The organism is Paenibacillus sp. FSL H3-0457 (assembly GCF_037981725.1).
Classification (GTDB): Bacteria; Bacillota; Bacilli; order Paenibacillales; family Paenibacillaceae; genus Paenibacillus; species Paenibacillus amylolyticus.
The window spans coordinates 1554927-1575423 of record NZ_CP150283.1; the positions used below are offsets into that span (position 1 = coordinate 1554927).

14 protein-coding genes are annotated in these 20497 nt (G+C 45.1%); 13 read left to right on the forward strand and 1 reads right to left on the reverse strand.

Annotated features, from left to right (window positions below):
* Positions 1 to 440: 440 nt before the first annotated feature.
* From MHH25_RS06920 to MHH25_RS06945, 6 genes are all read left to right on the forward strand, one after another.
* On the forward strand, positions 441 to 1661 hold the full coding sequence (locus MHH25_RS06920; protein ID WP_282319094.1) for an amidohydrolase family protein: 1221 nt from the start codon (positions 441 to 443) through the stop codon (positions 1659 to 1661).
* 60 nt (positions 1662 to 1721) lie between these two features.
* Positions 1722 to 2888 carry a hypothetical protein gene (locus MHH25_RS06925; protein WP_340019567.1) on the forward strand — a complete coding sequence of 389 codons (1167 nt, stop codon included), beginning with the start codon at positions 1722 to 1724 and terminating at the stop codon, positions 2886 to 2888.
* Positions 2889 to 3144: 256 nt separating this feature from the next.
* Positions 3145 to 4080, forward strand: coding sequence for a helix-turn-helix domain-containing protein (locus tag MHH25_RS06930; protein WP_340019568.1), 936 nt, complete (start codon positions 3145 to 3147; stop codon positions 4078 to 4080).
* A gap of 27 nt (positions 4081 to 4107) precedes the next feature.
* Positions 4108 to 4596 (forward strand): DinB family protein, encoded by a 489-nt coding sequence (locus tag MHH25_RS06935; RefSeq protein WP_340019569.1) that lies wholly within the window; start codon positions 4108 to 4110, stop codon positions 4594 to 4596.
* A 190-nt stretch (positions 4597 to 4786) separates the two neighbouring features.
* Positions 4787 to 5074, forward strand: a complete 288-nt coding sequence (locus tag MHH25_RS06940; protein WP_036611237.1) for a hypothetical protein — start codon at positions 4787 to 4789, stop codon at positions 5072 to 5074.
* Positions 5075 to 5251: 177 nt separating this feature from the next.
* Positions 5252 to 5773, forward strand: coding sequence for a GNAT family N-acetyltransferase (locus MHH25_RS06945; RefSeq protein WP_340019570.1), 522 nt, complete (start codon positions 5252 to 5254; stop codon positions 5771 to 5773).
* A 53-nt stretch (positions 5774 to 5826) separates the two neighbouring features.
* On the opposite strand, the gene MHH25_RS06950 is transcribed toward MHH25_RS06945, so the two are convergent.
* A complete protein-coding gene (locus tag MHH25_RS06950) occupies positions 5827 to 6177 on the reverse strand; it encodes a hypothetical protein (RefSeq protein WP_340019571.1) in 351 nt (116 codons plus the stop codon).
* Between the two features lie 437 nt (positions 6178 to 6614).
* Between MHH25_RS06950 and rhaD the strand changes: the two genes are divergently transcribed.
* The 7 genes from rhaD (at position 6615) to MHH25_RS06985 (ending at position 20464) form a co-directional block, all read left to right on the forward strand.
* The gene (gene rhaD, locus MHH25_RS06955; RefSeq protein WP_340019572.1) at positions 6615 to 7460 is read left to right on the forward strand and encodes a rhamnulose-1-phosphate aldolase; all 846 of its coding nucleotides are present in this window, start codon (positions 6615 to 6617) and stop codon (positions 7458 to 7460) included.
* A 261-nt stretch (positions 7461 to 7721) separates the two neighbouring features.
* Complete coding sequence (locus MHH25_RS06960) at positions 7722 to 9539, forward strand: APC family permease (protein ID WP_340019573.1); 1818 nt, start codon at positions 7722 to 7724, stop codon at positions 9537 to 9539.
* Between the two features lie 343 nt (positions 9540 to 9882).
* Complete coding sequence (locus MHH25_RS06965) at positions 9883 to 10845, forward strand: sugar ABC transporter permease (RefSeq protein WP_076327280.1); 963 nt, start codon at positions 9883 to 9885, stop codon at positions 10843 to 10845.
* The gene (locus MHH25_RS06970; RefSeq protein ID WP_340019574.1) at positions 10842 to 11663 is read left to right on the forward strand and encodes a carbohydrate ABC transporter permease; all 822 of its coding nucleotides are present in this window, start codon (positions 10842 to 10844) and stop codon (positions 11661 to 11663) included. Before MHH25_RS06965 ends, MHH25_RS06970 begins: the two co-directional genes overlap by 4 nt.
* Positions 11664 to 12034: 371 nt before the next feature.
* Positions 12035 to 13393, forward strand: a complete 1359-nt coding sequence (locus MHH25_RS06975) for an ABC transporter substrate-binding protein (RefSeq protein ID WP_340019575.1) — start codon at positions 12035 to 12037, stop codon at positions 13391 to 13393.
* 186 nt (positions 13394 to 13579) lie between these two features.
* Positions 13580 to 14734, forward strand: a complete 1155-nt coding sequence (locus MHH25_RS06980; protein WP_100529967.1) for a copper amine oxidase N-terminal domain-containing protein — start codon at positions 13580 to 13582, stop codon at positions 14732 to 14734.
* A gap of 573 nt (positions 14735 to 15307) precedes the next feature.
* Positions 15308 to 20464, forward strand: coding sequence for a 5'-nucleotidase C-terminal domain-containing protein (locus tag MHH25_RS06985; protein ID WP_340019576.1), 5157 nt, complete (start codon positions 15308 to 15310; stop codon positions 20462 to 20464).
* Positions 20465 to 20497: the final 33 nt, after the last annotated feature.

Below are 20497 nucleotides of genomic sequence, written 5' to 3' on the forward strand. Positions count from 1 at the left end.
AACATGATCTTCACTATGCTGTGTGATTTATATTTTATATTGTGTATATCACCATAATTAATATTAGAATGCTGTTGCTATCAACAATGACATTATACATATGCAACTTATATAATGTCATTAACTTTAACACGATACAATTTCATTGTAGTACAACAGTAGAGCTGTAAATCGAACATGTACACGTAATATTTAAGTTCAACTTAACTTTTTACACGAGAACGGAGAGGACAGAAATAACGTGAAGAAGCAAAGCGTTCGCCTAAAAGCTTTCGCAAGAAAGCTACTTCGGAAGCATACGCTATCCCCGGATTTTCCCTTTGGAGAAGGGAAAATCCGGGGATAACAGCGATCGGAAGGTTATTCTGTCATCGGAGTGGTCAGTGTAAATATTCTTTAGTTGAACTTACAACCAAGTCTGAAAATGAGGTGGAGTACAGATGAGTCAAATTACTGCTTTTGTAGGTGCATTGTTGATTGATGGACAAGGTGGAGAACCTGTTTCCGATAGTGTGGTCCTGGTTGAGAACGGGAAATTCATAGCAGCGGGTGCAAAAGCAACCGTTCCAATTCCGGAACATGCCGAGCTTGTTGATGTAACAGGCAAAACGGTGATGCCAGGATTAATCGATGCCCATGTCCATGTACACGGGGCCAAAAATCTGAATATGGCTGCGGTGGCGCTGGAGGCCAATGAACTCCAGATGGGGAGAGCACTTCAGGATCTGCCGAAGCTGATCAACGCAGGATTCACAACCGTCAGGGATGTCGGTAGCCATGTTGCTGTATACATTCGCGATCTGATCAAGGAAGGTGTGGTGAAGGGGCCGCGGATTAAAACTTCCCGTCATATGCTCTCTCAGACGGGTGGACATGCAGATATCCATATGATTCCAACGGAACTGAATATCTTCACCGTGTGTGACGGGGTTCCGGAAGTCATTAAGGCAACACGCACTCAGTTCCGTGAAGGGGCGGATTTCATTAAAGTGTGCTCCACAGGCGGGGTACTTTCGGAGAAAGATGACCCTCGCTGGTCGCAATTCCGCATGGATGAGCTGAAGGCGATCGTGTATGAAGCGGAAGCGGTACAGTCTTATGTGGCTGCACATGCGCAAGGTGCACAGGGGATCAAAAATGCGTTGGAAGCGGGAGTACGCACCATTGAACACGGGATTTACATTGATGAAGAAGGCATTGGCATGATGCTGGATCAAAAGGCGGTTCTGGTTCCAACGCTGGCCATTGTACATCGGATCATCAAAGAAGGGCATAAATACGGTGTTCCCGAATTTGGTATCCGCAAAGCCAAAAGTGTATATCAGGAGCATATTGAGAACATGATTATCGCGCGTAAGGCAGGCGTAACCATTGCAGTAGGGACAGACTTCTGCACGTGTGCACCTGTTGAGCATGGCGGGAATGCACTCGAACTTCGATTGCTTGTTGAAGATGTTGGATTTACGCCGATGGAAGCGATCGTAGCCGCAACAAGAGATGCGGCGAGAGCGATGCAGATGGAAGCGGAGATCGGTACGATTGAGCCTGGCAAAGATGCTGATCTGCTGGTACTGAATGTGAATCCGTTGACGGATATTGGACTGCTCGAAAACATAGAGAATATCGAACAGGTCTATTTATCAGGTGAACGCTTGAAATAAGAAAATGGTTCTACGTTTACTGAACTGCACTGACAACATAGAGAATGGGGAGAAGCCACCATGTTTAGTCAACCGATATATATCGCCACAGTATTGCTTGTTATTTTAGCTATAGGGGAACTGGTTTCGATCTGGTCCAAAGCGCGAATTCCTTCCTTGCTTGTTATTCTGATCGGATATTTGCTGCTGAACTGGGCGGGGTTATTTCCTAAAGGAGTGGTATCCAGCTCTGCTCTGACGGCGTTCGGGGCTCTCATGGTGGCTCCGCTGATTGTACACATGGGGACATTAATACCGCTGAAATTAATACGTTCCCAATATAAAGCAATACTGATCTCATTGTTCGCATCACTCACGGCGACAGGTCTTATCCTGTTAATCGTATCACCGTTCTATGGTTATCCTACGGCTGTTGCCGGATCAAGTCCGGTTGTTGGTGGCATTATCTCTTATCTGATCACAACCACGAAGTTGCAGGAGATGAATCTGGGTCATCTGATTACAATTCCGGCTGTTATTCTGGGTATTCATTCCCTCGTGGGGATGCCGATTGCAACCAATATGTTGCGCAGATATGCGTTGAAACTGCAGAAGCAGGGCGCTTTTGAGAACAAGGTTGCAGGGGAAGGCCATGTGAACATTAAAGAAGCGAATGCCAAAACATTCCTTCCGCAGCGATTCCAGACCGCACCTATTCTGCTGTTGCTCTTGTTCATTATGGGTAGTCTCTCCATTTATCTAGGTAATGTAACCGGACTTAGCTACAGTATCTGGGCTCTGTTGCTGGGGGTTCTCGGACATCTGATCGGACTGTTCCCATCTCGTATTCTGGATAAAGCAAGTACATCGGGAATTGCCATGATAGGTCTGATCGTAGTCGTTATGACAAGTATGGAGTCGATCACTTTTGATGCGGTGGTTAGTTCCATTATTCCAGTGTTGTTCATTATCGCAATCGGTGTAATCGGGGTGCTGATCGGTGGATTTGTTGGCTCCAAGCTGTTCAAATGGGACCCGCTCAAAGGTCTGCCTGTGGCACTGACTGCACTATTCGGTTTTCCGGGGGACTACATTATCTGTGAGGAAGTAAGCCGTTCAGTTGGACGTGATGAAAGTGAACGCAAAGCCATCCTCGATGAGATTTTAACGCCAATGCTGGTAGGTGGATTCACAACGGTCACAACAGCATCCGTGTTAATTGCGTCCATACTGATCAAGACACTTTAAGAGGTTGTCAAAAACGGTCTTTTTGAACACGCACTATAAGAAAAATTGATGTTCTTTTCATCCCAATTTCAGTTTCCATTAAGGTTGGGAAGGTAAGATAAGTCTTGTAAACCCCTTCTCGTGTTAAATAGATGTGTGACTGGCCCTATCGGATTGTCCTCCGGTAGGGCACTTTTTTTTCTTCATTTCTGCGGTTGGTGGTATGATAGATGAATACATAATGTGTAACCAACTCTAGTGACCGGAGGATGGAATTGTGGATCACAGTTTGCACCCGTTGTTTAAGCCTATTCAGATGAATGGAACGTACCCTAACAGTTATTATGTTGAGAAAGTACCTGCTACTGGTCTGATGGCTTATGTGGCCTGTTATTGGGAATCAGGATCTCTTCCGAACACACATGCGGATGTTGCTAAGAGAGAAGGTCCAGAGCGATCGATGATGACGGTACCTGCCCGGGTATTACCGGATGGTTGCACGGACATGCTGATTACATACGACCCGGTCTGTTCAAAGCACTCCTATGCTTACTGTGGCAATTATACACATCCGTTCGCTGTACCTGAGCCATCCGATGATGGCTCCCCTGCTGGAGACTACACCTTTGGTGTCCGGTTCTTCCCGGGTGGAGCGCATGTCTTCCATGGCATGCCTCTGGAGTGGTTTACGGATAAGCGAATTACACTTCAGGAATGTTGGCCGGAGAAGCTGAACGAGCTTCAGGAACGGATGGCCGAAACGAATCATTTTGCAGAGCGAGTAGAGGTTATGAATGCGTACTTGAGTCCGTTGCCCGTGCAGGCAAGCACATCGGAGAACGATCTGATGAAAAACGTGCTTCACCGTATCTTTATCGATGGGGGACGTATGAGTGTCCAAGAGCTGGCGATGCATGAAGTGATTAGTGAACGGCAGTTGCATCGCAAGTTCTCGGAATGGGTCGGAATCAGCCCAAAGCGATTCAGTGAGGTGGTTCGTTTTCATCGTGTGCTGAGTGATATTCATCAGGGGAACACGGCAGACTGGGCAATGCTTGCCCAGAATCATGGATTTTTTGACCAAGCCCATCTAATTCGGCAATTTCGCAAGTTTTATGGAGAGACTCCGTTGACGGCAGCCAGGGAGCATGGCAGAATGTTGTCCGATTTGTACAATAGATCTGTAGCACCTTCGGTTATACTGAAGTCGTGAGAATAAAAGATAAGGGAGACATCATATATGAATGGAACATTGCAGATTCGGGATCACTTGTTGAATGAGTTGGAAACAGGCGTACGGACGGGGGCTTCGTTAATTCGCTTGATCCGTTCGGAGGATTGGTCGTATCGTCCACAGGAGAATATGCGTTCATTGGTGGAGCTTGTACATCATTTTATCCAGATTACCGCATCCGATCTTGCCATTATGCAGGAAAAAGGTGAAGCTGAGGTTGGGCTGGTGGAGAATAGCCTGTCGGGGACCCAGGATATCGAGAAGCTTGAAGCAACATTATGGAGCAATTTCGAATCCTACAAAGCTTATATCAAAGGATTGAGCGAAGACGACTTTTTGAATCGTTCAACAAAAGCTTTTTATATGGAACATGGTCACTTGCAGGTTCAATGGCAGATTGAAACGGTAACGCATGTATTCCATCACCGTTCGCAGCTGTATAACTATCTCAAGCAGCAGGGCCATGAACTGAACTTTTTCATGCTGTATGCGTAATTAAACCTGTAATATTAAAGTAAGCTTAGTTGGCTCCACCGGATGGTCCGGTGGGGCTTTTTTTGCGTACATTCGTCTATCAATCTATGAAGTCTATCAAAATTGGACATTATGACCCTGGTAATTCACCGTTGCTTTAATAGATTTCAAGCATAGAATACCGTATCAAAGCAAAAAGGAGGTGATTTCAATGGCCATCCTTTTACCGATACAAAATTACAACCTTCCTGCCGGAGTAGGCAAGTCCTACTACGAAAATTTGGCTGGAGGCACAAATGCCAGCGCTACAGTGAACAACTTTGGACCTTTTCCGGTATCTCTCGTGATCACACGTGTTAATGCACCAGTAGTCACTTACGTTGTTCCTGTAAACAGCAGCCTTACCATTTCTGCAGGTGGAGTTCTGGTGTTTGCCTTGTTAGCTAACCTTGGAGGCGCAGCTTCCGGAACAATTCAATTCGCCGTAGCAGATTTGTAATTGATGTGAACTGAATTGGAACGGCCTCTGTCGGACATCTTGTCGGCAGGGGTTTTCTTTTTTATGGATATACATAGATTTAAATTAATTAAGTGGCTTGTTTACTTTGGCAGTCATTCGATTAATTTAAGGTATAGGCGGCACGCAGATTGGTGTTGGCATACAGGAGGTTAGTCGATGATGAACAGAACAATCTTATTTGAAACTGAACGGTTGGAATGTGCGACTTGGAACGAAGGAGATCGTGCGCTGGCGTTTGCATTGTGGGGCGATCATGAGGTTGCCAAATGGATTAGCAGCAAGGGATTTCTGAGTGAGGATGAAGTAGAAGCGCGATTAACACAGGAGATTCAAAGGCAGAAGGAAGCGGGGGTGCAATATTGGCCCCTTTTTGAGAAAGAGTCCGAGGTGTTTGTCGGTTGCTGTGGCCTGCGTCCGTATTCTCCTGAAGAGGAGATCTATGAATTGGGATTTCATCTAACCCGGGATCACTGGGGGAAAGGGTATGCGCAGGAAGCGGCGCGGGCGGTAATTAATTATGCCTTTGACACAATGAATGTGAATGCACTGTTTGCTGGGCATCATCCGGATAATGAAGTGTCACGTCACATCTTGATTAAGCTGGGATTTGAGTATACAGGTGATGAACGTTATGAACCAACAGGAAAGAAGCATCCATCGTATGTGCTGCGAAAATAAGAAACCCCCGACCAATGAAGGACAGGGATTGAGGGCATCTGGTTTCCTCTTTTTTATAGAACTAGTTCATTCGAAACAATACGATGTGCGGTGACGATTTGCCCGGCGCTGTCTTTTCCCCACACTGAAATTTCAGTTAATGCAGCTGCGCCTCCACCCGTTGTGAATACATATTCGTATCCATCCAGGTTGGCATAGTAGGTTTGAGAGAAGACTTGCCCGGGTGTCAGATTAACGGATTGCAGCACATATAAGGTCCTCGTTCCATTCAGGAAATAACCTTCAATGAGTACATTGGACGTATTGATGGAATCGGTGTTGACCATTTTGATGGTGACCTGTTGTGTAGGCCTGCTGCCACCGGAGAGGTTGTTCTCGATCGGGCCTGTAGAAAGGACTGCCATAGGTCCAACTCCTTTTTTATGAATGACTTTTTCTGAGAAAAGCTAGAATAGCATATGTTAGAATCCACAAAAGCGTTTGGACAGAGAGATATATGTACTGAATGAAAAGGAGGAACTGAATCTTCTGTCCCAAGGAGATATATGTTTTCATGCTTTTTTTATTTCGCTTTCAGCTTCTATTAAGGTAGCAGAGGTAAGATAAGTCTTGTAAACCCCTTCTCGTGTTAAATAGATGTGTGACTGACCCCGCCGGGCGCCGGTGGGGTATTTTTTTGTTTTATTTTCAAATAAACAAAACTAAACAAAAGTAAATAAAAGTTTATTTCTGTGTTTGTTATTGACTACCAAAGATAAACAAAGGTATAATGAATGTGAAATAAGGAACTTACTATGTACGTGGCAAGCCATTTGATTTTCAATATAAGGAGAGATTGATCATGAACGTGACCCTTAGCAATGAAACAACGCAGGCTGCAGGTTTCCATATCCCATTTGTCCGTGAGATGGCTGAGATTACACAACATATGTGGAAAAATGGCTGGGATGAGCGCAATGGCGGTAATGTCAGCTATCTGCTGGAGGAAGAGGAAGTTGCCCAATATATCGATATCCATCATGTGATTCGCAAGATCAAACCGGCATTTTCGGTGCATGAGCTGGCAGGCAAGTATTTTATCGTGACCGCATCGGGCAAATATTTCAAAAATGTACTCGCTGATCCGGAGAGCAATCTAGGATTGCTGCGTGTATCGCAGGATGGACAGGAGCTGGAAGTGCTCTGGGGATTGAAGTCGGGCGCGAATCCAACAAGTGAGTTGCCTACACATTTCATGAGCCATATCGAACGTTTGAAATTGGACCCGAACCACCGGGTTGTCATGCACAACCATGCCACTCATGTATTGGCTATGACGTTTATCCACGAATTGGATGAAGCAAAATTCACGAAGACGCTGTGGCAGATGTGCACGGAGTGTGTGGTTGTATTCCCGGATGGGATTGGCATTATTCCATGGATGATTCCTGGATCGAACGAGATTGGTCGCGAAACGGCTGAGAAAATGAAAGAATACCACGCGGTCATCTGGCCGCAACATGGCATCTTTGGAACAGGTACAACGATTGATGAGGCTTTTGGTCTGATTGAGACCATCGAGAAGGCAGCCCAAGTGTATATGCTGGTTGCTGGTCACGAGATCCGGCAGAGAATTACGGATGAGCAGCTGACCACACTGGCACAAGCGTTTGGTGTTACCCCTCGTCCCGGAATTCTGGGCAGATAAAATAGTCAACGGATAGATCAAGGAAGTGGTCTTTGGTTCAATGAACCAAAGGCCATTTCCTTTTTTTTGACGAACAATCGTCATTTTGGTTCAAAAAAGTTCAAATTGCTGAACAAGAATGGCTTTGTTATCGATTATTGAATCGTAGAATGCATTATCACGCGCTGGCGAAATTCGGGTGAAATGACGTATTGTCAACGGCTCTGCGATTTTGCATAATAACAATGCTTCACAGATGAGAGACGGAAGGAAGTTATGATCATGCTTGGCAAAATGAAGAGAATCTTAATAGGCAAGCCAATGAAATCGGCTGAACTGGATGGAGAAAAATTGGGGAAATGGAAGGCACTCGCCATCCTGTCCTCGGATGCCCTATCGTCCGTTGCCTACGGTACGGAACAGATTTTGCTGGTGCTCGTTGCGGCCGGATTCGCCGCCCTGTGGTATTCTGTTCCGATTTCCATCGCCGTGCTGGGATTACTCGTCATTTTAATTTTTTCCTATCGCCAGACGATATTTGCTTATCCAACAGGGGGCGGCGCTTATATCGTAGCCAAGGATAATCTGGGTACAACATCCAGTCTGATTGCTGGAGGATCTCTGCTGGTCGATTATATTTTGACCGTTGCGGTAAGTTCGTCGGCAGGGACGGATGCGATTACGTCGGCTTTTCCTATGCTGCATGACTACAGTGTTGTGATTGCTCTGATTATGATTGTTTTTCTAACCATTATGAATTTGCGGGGAGTGACGGAGTCAGCGTCTGTGCTGGCGATCCCCATTTATCTATTTATCTTTTCGATTGCGGTGCTAATTATCTCGGGCGGAATCAAATTTCTTGCCGGGGGGATGGAAGCAGCTGCACCAGAATTCGGAACTAGTCTATCCCATGTGAGTATGTTTCTGTTATTAAAAGCATTCAGCTCCGGTTGTTCGGCCTTGACTGGCGTGGAAGCGGTAAGTAACGCAATCCCGAACTTCAAGCAGCCTGCCGAGAAAAATGCCGCGGGTACATTACTGCTCATGGGTTGTATATTGGGAGCCATGTTCATCGGCATCACCTTACTGGCTTATGGGTACGGAGTGAAGCCTGATCCCAAAGCAACGGTCATTTCCCAGATTGCTGAAGCGACGTTTGGCAGGGGCACGATGTATTTTATCATCCAGGGTGTAACGGCACTGATCCTGTTCCTCGCAGCCAACACAGCTTATTCGGCTTTTCCGCTGTTATCCTTCATGATGGCAAAGGATAAATACATGCCGCATGCATTTATGGTCAGAGGAGACCGTCTTGGTTTCTCAAACGGGATCATTTTTCTCAGTGTGATGTCTGCGCTGCTGGTGGTCGGTTTCAAAGGAAATACGGAAAGCCTGATTCCGCTCTATGCGGTAGGGGTGTTCATTCCATTTACGCTGTCACAGCTCGGTATGATGATTCGCTGGATCAAAGTCAAGCCGTCTGGCTGGCAGATGAAGTTGCTGGTCAATACCGTCGGTATGCTGACTACACTATCGATTACCCTGATCTTTATTTTCACCAAGTTCACGCAGACATGGGTCATCTTTATCTTTTTGCCGGTCGTAGTCTATGTGTTCATGCGTATTCACCGTCACTATTGCAACATTGCAGATGAGCTGCGGATTGATATTCGGGTTGATAAGCCAGCCAAAAAGGGCAATACGATAGTCATTCCTGTTGCGGGCATTACCCGGGTCGTTATGAATACGATCAGTTACGCCCAGACGATGTCGGATCATGTGGTCGCGCTGTACATTGGATTTGATGATGAGGCGATACGCAAGATGGAGCAGAAGTGGGAAGAGTGGAATCCAGGCGTTCGTCTGGTCGTGATCAAATCGAGATACCGTAGCATTATGGGGCCGCTGAAGAAATTCATTGATACAGTAGAGTGGAAAACGGCTGAGACCGATCACATCACCATATTGATTCCGCAATTCATCACCAAGCATTGGTGGCAAAATGTACTGCACAACCAGACTAGCTTCATGATCCGAGCCTATCTGATCAATTACAAAGACGTGATTGTCACCACGGTGCCATATCATCTTAATCGTTAACTCGAACGGTTAATCGCTTTACCTCGTTTGGAAGATTTACAGATTATTGTAAAATGAGTCGCTTTTATTAAAAAGCAAACGTTCATATTCCATTTACACATCAAACCGCAGGGACATCTCCAAACAGGGGAGTTCTTGCGGTTTTTTGTCATGAAATTCGGTATGGATACCGCTTTCGAATGGATGCACATTTCCGTAAAGTCCCTTGTCCATGATTAACGTTACGTTGATTCAGAATGAATTTTGCTGTGACATTCGACTCTTACACTAGATAACGTGGTGCTGAAGTTGATCTAACATTTCACACACACTGAATGCGTGAAACAAGGGGGAAGAAAATCCGATGAGTGAGCTTGATAACCGGATCAGCTTGCCCGCCGCCAAACGGCGCGTATCCGGTACGAGTGAGCGCCGGACAGCCTCGCTGCGTGTGCAGCGAATGCGGGAGAATCTGCTGGCCTATGGTTTCCTGGCACCATCGCTGCTTTTGTTTGCAGTGTTTCTGTTTTACCCGATGTTTAAGTCCGTGTATCTGAGTCTGCATTCCACAGATCCGACGGGGCAGATTGCGGCTTATGTAGGACTGGATAACTTCAAGGCCGTGTTCCAATCAGGACTGTTTATGCAAGGTATGAAAGTGACGTTACTATTTGTGCTGTTTACAGTCCCCACAGGTATGTTGGCTGCTCTGATTCTGGCTGCACTGACCCACAACCGGTTCAAGGGAATGCGTGTGTTCCAATTTGTATTCTCTCTGCCCGTGGTGTTATCCGTTGGTTCGTCAGCGGTGATCTGGAAGTTTCTATTCCACCCGACCCTGGGCATGCTGAATTATCTGCTTGGCAAAGTAGGTATGGATCCAATTCCCTGGCTTACCAGCCCGGATTGGGCATTGATCTCAATTTCCATCATGACAATTTGGATGAACCTTGGATTCAACTACATTATTCTATCCAGTGGTTTGGCGGGCATCCCGGATGAGATCTACGAGAGCGCCAAGATTGACGGTGCAGGACCATTGCTGACGTTTCGCAAAATTTCGATGCCGCTACTGTCACCAACGTTGTTCTTTGTCACGGTTGTATCAATCATTGGTGCTTTTCAATCGTTCGGTCAGATCAACATTCTAACCCGGGGTGGCCCGATGGACAGTACAAATGTTTTTGTCTATTCCATCTATCAGGAAGCTTTTGTTAATTTCCGCTTTGGTACAGGTAGTGCACAGGCACTGATCCTGTTCGTGGTGATTATGTTGCTGACCCTGATCCAGTTCAAATGGGTAGAAAGGAAAGTGCATTACCAATGAGTGCGACATGGACCAAAACGCTGTTGTATGTATTACTGACGATCTGTGCAGCGCTTGTGCTGTATCCGGTGATTTACACCTTTTTCATGGCCGTGATGACGCCGGAAGATGCGAGTGCTTATCCGCCGCATATCATTCCAAATTCAATCGATCTGTCCAACTTTAGCGAAGTATTTGATATTGTTCCGATCGGCCGATTTATCGGCAATACCTTTCTTGTCGCAGGACTGACAACGCTTGGTCAATTGATTACAGCGAGTATGGCAGCCTATGCTTTTGCAAAAATGCAGTTCAAAGGCAAAAACGTCATCTTCAGCATGTTTGTCGCCACCATGATGATTCCATGGGAAGTGACGATGATCCCCAACTACCTGACGGTTCGCAGTTGGGGCTGGCTAGATAGTTACCAGGGGCTTACCGTGCCGTTTCTGGCAACGGCGTTTGGTACATTCCTGCTAAGACAGTTCTTCATGCAACTACCCAAGGAATTGTTCGAGGCGGCGAGGATCGACGGTTGTGGTCATATTCGTTATTTCATATCGCACGTCTTGCCTTTGTCCCGTCCGGCACTTGGAACACTGGCAATCTATTCATTCCTTAGCATGTACAATTCGTATCTCTGGCCGCTGCTGGTGACAAACACACCGGAAATGAGAACCGCACAGATCGGAATCTCGATGCTGGAGTTCCAGGAATCCACAGCGTGGAATCTGGTATTTGCCGGAACAGCCATGGTCATTCTACCATCCTTACTGTTATTGATCTTCGGGTTGAAACAGCTTGTCCGCGGAATGGCCGCAGGAGCGCTGAAGGGGTAGGCAATGAAAGTTTTACAACTATTGAATTGAAGTGGAAACTCTGAAGGTTTTGATCTAAAGATTTTAATTTAGAGGTTTTGAATTAAACCATGTATCAGGTCTTAAGGTCTGGATACCAAGAGCGAATAAAATGAGGCTCGTGCTTCAAATAAGATGTTGAAATGAACGACGGTAGTAGTGGAGGGGACGAAATCGATTCTGAAGAAGCAAAGCGTTCGCCTTTATCCCCGGATTTTCCCCTTTGATAGGGGGAGTGAGAAAAATCCGGGGATAACAGCGATCAAAAGAACGATTCGTAACCGTAACGGCCACACCGCGTCATCCCCAAGATTTTATTGTACGCGAGCCATATAAAAGGAGAGCGATTTCGTTTGAAAAAAAGAGGAACATTCGCATTAATGCTGGCTGCACTCATGTTGGTCATTTCCGCTTGCGGAACAAAAGCTGAAACAAGCAGCCCGGCAAGTGGAGCACAAGCAGAAGCGGCCGCAGCTGAAACAACACAATTGACGTGGTGGCATTCCATGTCTGGCGCTGGGGAGAAAGCCATTAATCAACTCGCTTCCGATTTTAACGCTAGCCATCCCGACATTCAGGTGAAACCCATCTATCAAGGGAAGTACGATGAGAGCTTGAACAAACTCAAAGCATCCATGGGCTCAGACAGCGGTCCAGACATTATCCAGGTCTACGAGATCGGTAGCAAGTTCATGATCGATTCGGGCATGATTACGCCAGTACAACAGTTCATTGACAAGGATCAGTTCGACCTGTCCCAACTGGAGCCAAACATCATCCGATACTACACCATCGATGGCAAATTGAACGCCATGCCGTTTAACACATCCAACCCGATCCTGTATTACAACAAGGATATGTTCAAAGCAGCAGGTCTGGACCCGGAGAACCCGCCGAAGACGTATGAAGAGTTTGAGCAAGCAGCAAAAGCACTGGCGAAAGACGGTAAGCCAGGTGCATCCATGGCGATCTACGGCTGGTTTATGGAACAGTTCTTTGCAAACCAGAATGCAGATTATGTAAACAATGGAAACGGAAGAAATGAAGCAGCCACAGAGTCTCTGTTGAACTCCGAAGCTGGAGTGAAGACTTTAACGTGGTGGAAAAAGATGATTGATGAGAAGACCCTCTCCAATCTGGGACGTAGCACAGACGATACAACAGCAGCATTTACCGCTCAGCAAATCGGTATGACCCTAGATTCCACGGCTGGCCTGCGTAAAATCGTAGAAGGTTCCGGTGGCAAGTTTGAACTGGGAACAGGTTTCCTGCCTCGTCCAGCGGATGCCAAAGAAGGCGGCGTTGTAGTGGGTGGAGCGAGCTTGTACATCATGAATAACAAATCGGAAGCGCAACAGCAATCGGCGTGGGAATTCATCAATTACTTGGCTACACCAGAGGTACAAGCGAACTGGAGTGTTGCGACAGGATACTTCCCTATTACGACAGCAGCCTACAATGAGCAAGTATTAAAGGATAATATGGCGAAGTACCCGCAATTCCAGACAGCAGTCGATCAATTGCACGCTTCCGCCGATTCGACAGCAACATCCGGGGCATTAATGGGTGTATTCCCGGAAGCCAGACAACTTGTCGAAGGAGCGATTGAAACGGTCCTGAATGGACAAGGTACACCACAGGAAGCACTGGATGCAGCAGCCAAACAAATTACAGACAAGATTGCGCAATATAACAGCACGGTGAAGAAATAATTTAATTCATATCCATGTTGAATGCAGTGATTAAGCTGCATTCAATTTTTTTGTTTTACTAAAAAGAAAGACTAACATTTTTTGTTAATGATTCCGAAATAGAATAGGAAGCTGAAAGGGGTATCCCAATACATGGATTCATGAAAAGTAATGGACAATATTAAAAATAAGAAGGAGTACAAGTGAATGAAAAGAGTAACGCTTCTAATGATGGTATTTATGTTGTTGTTTGTCTCAAGTGTTTATGGAGAGGAACTTAAAGTTAAAAATATTGAACTCATCCCTAATACTACAGTTTCGGTCGGTTCTAAGATTAATCTTAATATAGTTGTTGTGTATGATGACGAAAATTCAATACATAGCGATAACGATCCATACTACAGAAGAAATACAGGTCTTACAAAAACAGATTATACGATCAGTGAACCTCATATACTTCAAGTGCTGAGCACTGGGATGGTAAAGGTAATAGGTGTAGGTTCTTCAACAATTACTGTTAAAGTCGAAAATGTTGAAAGATCAGTTACTATTTCAGGTAGTTTGGATGAAGCAATTGATGGAGGATACATAAAAAACGGTGTGACTCTTGTTCCGATGAAAGAGGTATTTAAGGCACTGGGAGGGAGTGTTAGTTACATTGCTCAACAGGACGCCTTCGAGATTAAAGTTGGTTCTACCAAACTAACTCTCCCGAAAACGGGAACAAAAGCAACGTTAAATGGAGAGCCATTAACTCTCAAGTCCCCGTTGCTTGTTCAAAATGGCGTAACTTTGTTTCCTGCTTCTGTTCTCTCAGATGCTCTGGATGGAACTGTGACTTATAACTCTAAAGCTAAGCAGATGCAAGTATCCATTGGTAAAGGTAAAATGACTATTAATATTGAACAACCTCAAAAACAAAACAGTGTAACAGGAACAACTCCAACAAAAGGGAAACTTTATGCTGTGCCAGCTACTGGAGATATGAAAGGGTGGAGCATTCTCAAGGGTCATCCTTACGAAAAAAGCATCCGTGTGTACTTCAAAATCAATGGGTCAAATGTACAAATATATACTAAGGATATAAGGAAGGTAGATCTGAATAAAAAAGTAACATGGACCGATTTAGAGGGGAAAAAACACACGAATACGGTAAAACAGTTATATACTGTTTTTGGGGAATTAAGTAATGAATATACTAGTGACATACTATATAAAATGTTTGGAAAAACATATTCAGACTGGATCGGGTCAACTTCACTGAATGCAGATCGATACGTTGACCAATACTTGGAGCAACAAGGATTAATTGAACCCTATGGAAGTAATATTACTTTGACACCAGACACAGAAGTGTATTGAAAACCGTCTGTAACATTTCGAAAAAGTGAAATTAGTATCATTTTTCATATTTTTGTATTATCCCACAAGAAAGTCTCTGAGAGTAATTGGAGATGTTCTTGTGGTTTTTTTTTAACATTCTATTAACTCATACTGATTTTGCGCTTAATAGTTCTCTTTTATACTCAGTTAATGTTGTGATCTAAAGTGATCCGTACATATCGTTTTATCATGTGAAAATGCATGTCTCAAGACTCAGGTTTTAGTGGGTTTAAAGAAATGAGTACTGTTACTAAATGTCGAATTCGTATATATATTTAGTATAAATGTCAATTTAATTGACGTTAAGTAACCGTGTATCTAACATTTATATAACTTTAATAGGCTTAATAACGTGTTTTTAGTTAAAAGTTAGTACTATTTATCCATTATTATAGAGGTTAGTTTAGAAAATGTGATATGAGTGTTCTATTTTCTTTCATAACGAAGAAATATTGTTTACACAAGTCTGTTATTCAGTTATCTTATATTTGAACTAATGTACAAGCTGGCTGAACAAATGATTGCCAAGTTGAAAACATGGGGGTAGGACGAATGAACAACAAGCAACTGAAACGTTGGGCACAAGGGTTTCTGGTTTTCGTTCTTGTCGTTACAGGTGCGGCACCAATAGGTGGATTAAGTAGCACCGCATATGCTGATGAGGAAAGTGTAGTAACGGAAGAGCCGCACACAAGTGATCAGGAGACTTCCATACCGAATACTGTCTCAACTGAAGAATCGTCAGACCTGGAGGGGACAGAGTCACCAACTAACGAAGATGGTGATTTTGATGGAACTGAAAGTGAAGAACCAGCTGAGACGGATAACTCAGAAGTACAGGAAGCAGACGAGACTGGAATCATATCCATTGCTGATGCGAGAGTCCTTGCACCAAATACAAATGTAGCCGTTTCAGGTGTCGTAACGTACAGTGAACTCTCCGGAGAATTCACGAATTATTATATTCAAGACGAAGAAGCTGGCATTGTAGTCCGAGCGAAGAATCAGGTTGATGTGGGGGATCGCATTGAAGTGTATGGTCCAATTACCCACTACAGCGGACTCGTCCAGATCGAGAAGGATAAGTCAGGTTTTACCGAAGGATACATGAAGGTAACTGAGCAAAATGTAACACTCCCCGGACCCAAAAATATGGTGTCCACAGACTTTGTCAGACCAGCAGACCAAAGTAACAAAGGTCCGGGCGAAAAGTATGAGGGAATGTTTGTCGAAGTAAGAGATATTCAGGTAACACGGGGCAGTAGTTCGACGTTTTACGCTACGGATAGTCATGGTGCTGAGATGACGATTTATGCCAAAAACTCTCCTACCGCGCTAACTGTTGGCAAAACCTACGAATATGTGCAGGGTGTTCTGACATTCAACAGTAATTACGGATTAGAGATTTTGCCTAGAACAGCCGCAGATGTTGTAGAAAATAGCCTGTCTGTGATGGCAAGTGTTCCATCTGGCGGGATTCCCCGGAACAATGAAGTCACATTAACCTCTCCAGCCAAGAGTGCAGTTGTACATTACACGACGGATAATACAGAGCCTACTTCTTCTTCCGCCGTGTATAGTAGTCCAATAGTGATTGATCAAGACATCGTAATCAAGGCTGTTGCCATTCTTAATGGACAATCCAGTGCAGTGTACACCTTTACGTATCAAATACTTCCTGATAAAGAAAACGTGCGTATCCATGATATTCAGGGGGCAGGACATACCTCTGTTTTTAACGGATACGATGTTAAGGATATTGAAGGTATTGTTACCTCTGTCAGTACAAGCAGTTTTTACATGCAAGAGCTTCCGGGCGAGATGGACGATGATAACCGGACATCCGAAGCCATTCAGGTTTATAAACCAAGTCATGGAGTTATCGTTGGCAATCAGGTGAAGGTATCTGGGAAAGTTGCGGAATATGGGGCGGTTAACGAATTAACCACCACGCAGATTACGGCGAGTGCCATTGTAAAAGTAATAGATAAGGTAGATCTACCTGCACCTGTGAAGTTGGGTGTCAATGGACGTGTAATTCCAACCGTCATTGACTCAGACTCTTTTGCAGAATTTAATCCCGAGACGGATGCTATAGACTTTTTTGAAAGTTTGGAAGGCATGCGTGTTGAACTGGAAAAGCCTGAAATTATAGGTCCTTACTCCAGTCAACCGGGTCTGGCCGTTGTTGTGGATAATGGTGAGAATAATCCACTTCGCACACCTAACGGTGGTGTTATTCTGACCGATAACAAGAAAGATATGAATGAGAGTGATCTCAATCCGCAGCGTCTATTTATCGGCAAGAAACCTTCCAAAGCAGTAAAAACAGGCGATAAGTTGGATGGTAATGTAGTCGGAGTAATGACCTACTCTAGTGGAAATTTCAAGGTGAGTCCTGAAGGGAATTTACCAGCAGTTATCCCGGGAGAAACGAAACAAGCGACTACTTCCATTGAACAAGCGGCAGATAAACTGACCATTGCTACGTTTAATGTGGAGAACTTCAGCAAAAAAGATTCAACACGAGCCAATAAAATCGGTAAAATCATCGTGGATAATCTGAACACGCCAGACATCATTGGCATCATGGAAGTTCAGGATAACGATGGCGATGCCGACACGGGCACAACAGCGTCCAATGAGAGTTTTCAGACGCTAATTGATGCAATCAAAACGAACAACGGACCAACATATCGATATAGTGAGATTTCTCCGGAAAATAACAAGGATGGCGGGGCACCTGGTGCCAATATTCGTGTAGGGTTCCTTTATCAGCCGAACCGTGTATCGTTGGCTAATGGTATCGGAAAAGGAAATGCTACGACAGCGATCACAGTCAAAGCTGACGGCAGTCTCTCCAATAATCCGGGTCGTATTGCACCAGGGGACGAGGCGTTCGCCAGCTCCCGCAAACCGCTCGCTGCTGAATTCGAATTCAATGGTAAACGTGTAGTGGTGATTGCCAATCACTTCAATTCCAAAGGTGGAGACCTGAAACCTTTTGGAAGTATACAACCTGCCACTCGGAGCAGTGAAGTTCAACGTGCGAAGCAAGCTGCATTGGTGAATGGGTTTGTGAAAGAGTTACTGAACAAAGACCCTGAGGTGAATGTCGCCGTTCTTGGTGATTTTAATGATTTCCAATTCTCGGATACTTTGAACATTGTTGAAGGTAATGAACTGGACAACCTGGTAAACGAACTACCAGAAAATCAGCGGTATTCCTACATCTATGATGGAAACTCCCAGACACTGGATCACATTTTGGTGAGTAAAAATCTAACTGAGACGGCAGCCATCGAAGTGGTACATGTGAATGCCGATTTTGAGACAGCAGATGGACGAGTAAGCGACCATGATCCATTGCTTGCACAATTGAGTATTGGAGATCCAGTGGAAGAAGGCGACTTCAACCTGCGCGTACTGCACACGAATGATACGCATGCGCATCTGGATAACATCCCGCGCCGAGTAACGGCAATTAAGGAAGCACGCAATGATAATACCCTGGTGCTGGATGCAGGGGACGTATTCTCTGGTACATTGTACTTCAATCTGTTTAATGGTCTGGCTGACCTGGAGTTCATGAACATGATCGGATATGATGCCATGACTTTTGGTAACCATGAGTTTGATAAAGGTCCAAGCGTACTGAGAGCATTTATTGAAAAAGCAGAGTTCCCGTTTGTGAGTGCTAATATTGATTATTCAAAGGATGCGAGTTTGAGTGGTTTGTACAGAAATAGCATCGGTAACCCGGGTGATAAAGCCGAAATCTATCCGGCGATTATTACGGAAGTGAATGGTGAGCGAGTCGGTATTTTCGGACTGACGACACCGGACACGGTATCTCTTTCTTCACCGGGAGATGACTTGAAGTTTATCGATTATAAGGCAAGTGCACAAGCAACTGTACAGATGCTGCAAAATGAAGGTATCAATAAAATTATTGCTTTGACTCACCTGGGCTACTCAGAGGATCTCAAATTGGCAGAAGCTGTAGAAGGGATCGATATTGTAGTAGGTGGTCATTCACACACCATTCTGAACGCACCAGTTTTGGTGGATACCCATGCGGACCCAACTTTGGTTGTGCAGACTGGGGAATATGACGTTTCTCTTGGTCAATTGGATGTTACGTTTGATGAAGCCGGTGTATTGAAGAAGTGGAACGGCAAATTGCTGAGTCTAGATGCCAAAGATGCTAACGGCCAATTCATCTATGCTGATGATGTGGAAGCCGCAAACAAGCTGAAAGAATATGCGCCTCAGCTGGAACAATTCAAGAAAACGATTATCGGTAAAACGAATGTCTTCCTGGATGGAGAACGTGGCACTGTACGGAAACAGGAAACCAATTTAGGAAACCTGATGACAGACGGTATGCTGGAGAAAGTGAAATCCATTGTGCAGGAAAACGACGTCAAAGGATACGTGGCGATCCAGAACGGCGGTGGCATTCGTGCTTCATTCCAGACAGGTGATATTACGCTGGGTAATCTCCTTACTGTGATGCCATTTGCTAATAATCTGTCTGCGTTGAAAATGACAGGTAAGGAAATCACAGCCGCGTTGGAAAATGGGGTTAGTGGTGTGGAAACGGGAGAAGGACGTTTTCCGCAAGTAGCGGGTATGCGTTTCTACTACGATTCCACGAAACCAGGCGAGAAAATTGATGCAACGACCAATACCGTGACCCAAGTGGGTCAACGTGTGGTCAAAGTTCAGATTAAGAATGCAGATGGTACGTACTCAGATATTGATCCGAACGGGTATTATATCGTCGCTACCAATTCATTCATGGCTAACGGTGGAGACTTCTATCGTGCTATGAGAACGGCAAAAGATGATAATCGATTCTACGAATTAAATCTGGTCGATTATGAAATCTTCCATGAATATCTAGACCGTGTAGGTAATGTGAATCAAGTGACGGAAGGACGCAGCACGGATCTGAAAGGTACGCCACTTCCGGGGGACGGAAATGGAAGCAATCCTGGTAATGGTGGCGGCAATAATGGAAGTAATCCGGGCAGTGGTAACAGTGGTGGAGGGTCTACAACACCTACTCCGCCTGTAACTCCAACCACACCAACCAATCCTACAAACCCAACTACGCCAACTGTTCCGGGTAATGGAGGAAACCCTAATCCAACTACTCCGGTCGTAGACCTGAAGGACATCGGAAATCACTGGGCGGCGGCTGCCATTGGACAGGCCATTTCCCGGGGAATTGTGAACGGATATCAGGATGGTAATTTCCGTCCGAATGCACCAGCCACACGCGCCGAATTCATTGTGATGTTGGGCAGAGCATTTGAACTTCCAGCCAGCAACAAAGCATTGACGTTTAAGGATGCTGCCGGGATACCTGCATGGGCACAATCCTTTATTGCTCAGGCAGTGGATCTAGGCATCATTAGTGGGTATACGGATGATACGTTCCGTTCATCGGGCAAAGTATCACGGGTAGAGATGACAGTTATGCTCGTCAGAGCACTCGGCCTCCCGGTACAGTCCAATCCGGCACTGAGTTTCGCGGACGCAGATAAAGTACCGGCGTGGGCTGTTCCATATATCGCTGCTGCATATGATGTAGGACTGGTGAAGGGAACAGGCAAAAATATGTTTAATCCCCTCGCCGAGGCAACCCGTGCTGAAGTTGTAACCCTGCTATTGTCGGCAAGCGAGATGCAAAAGCAATAATACGCATGATATAGACGGTTTAGAACAGCTTGC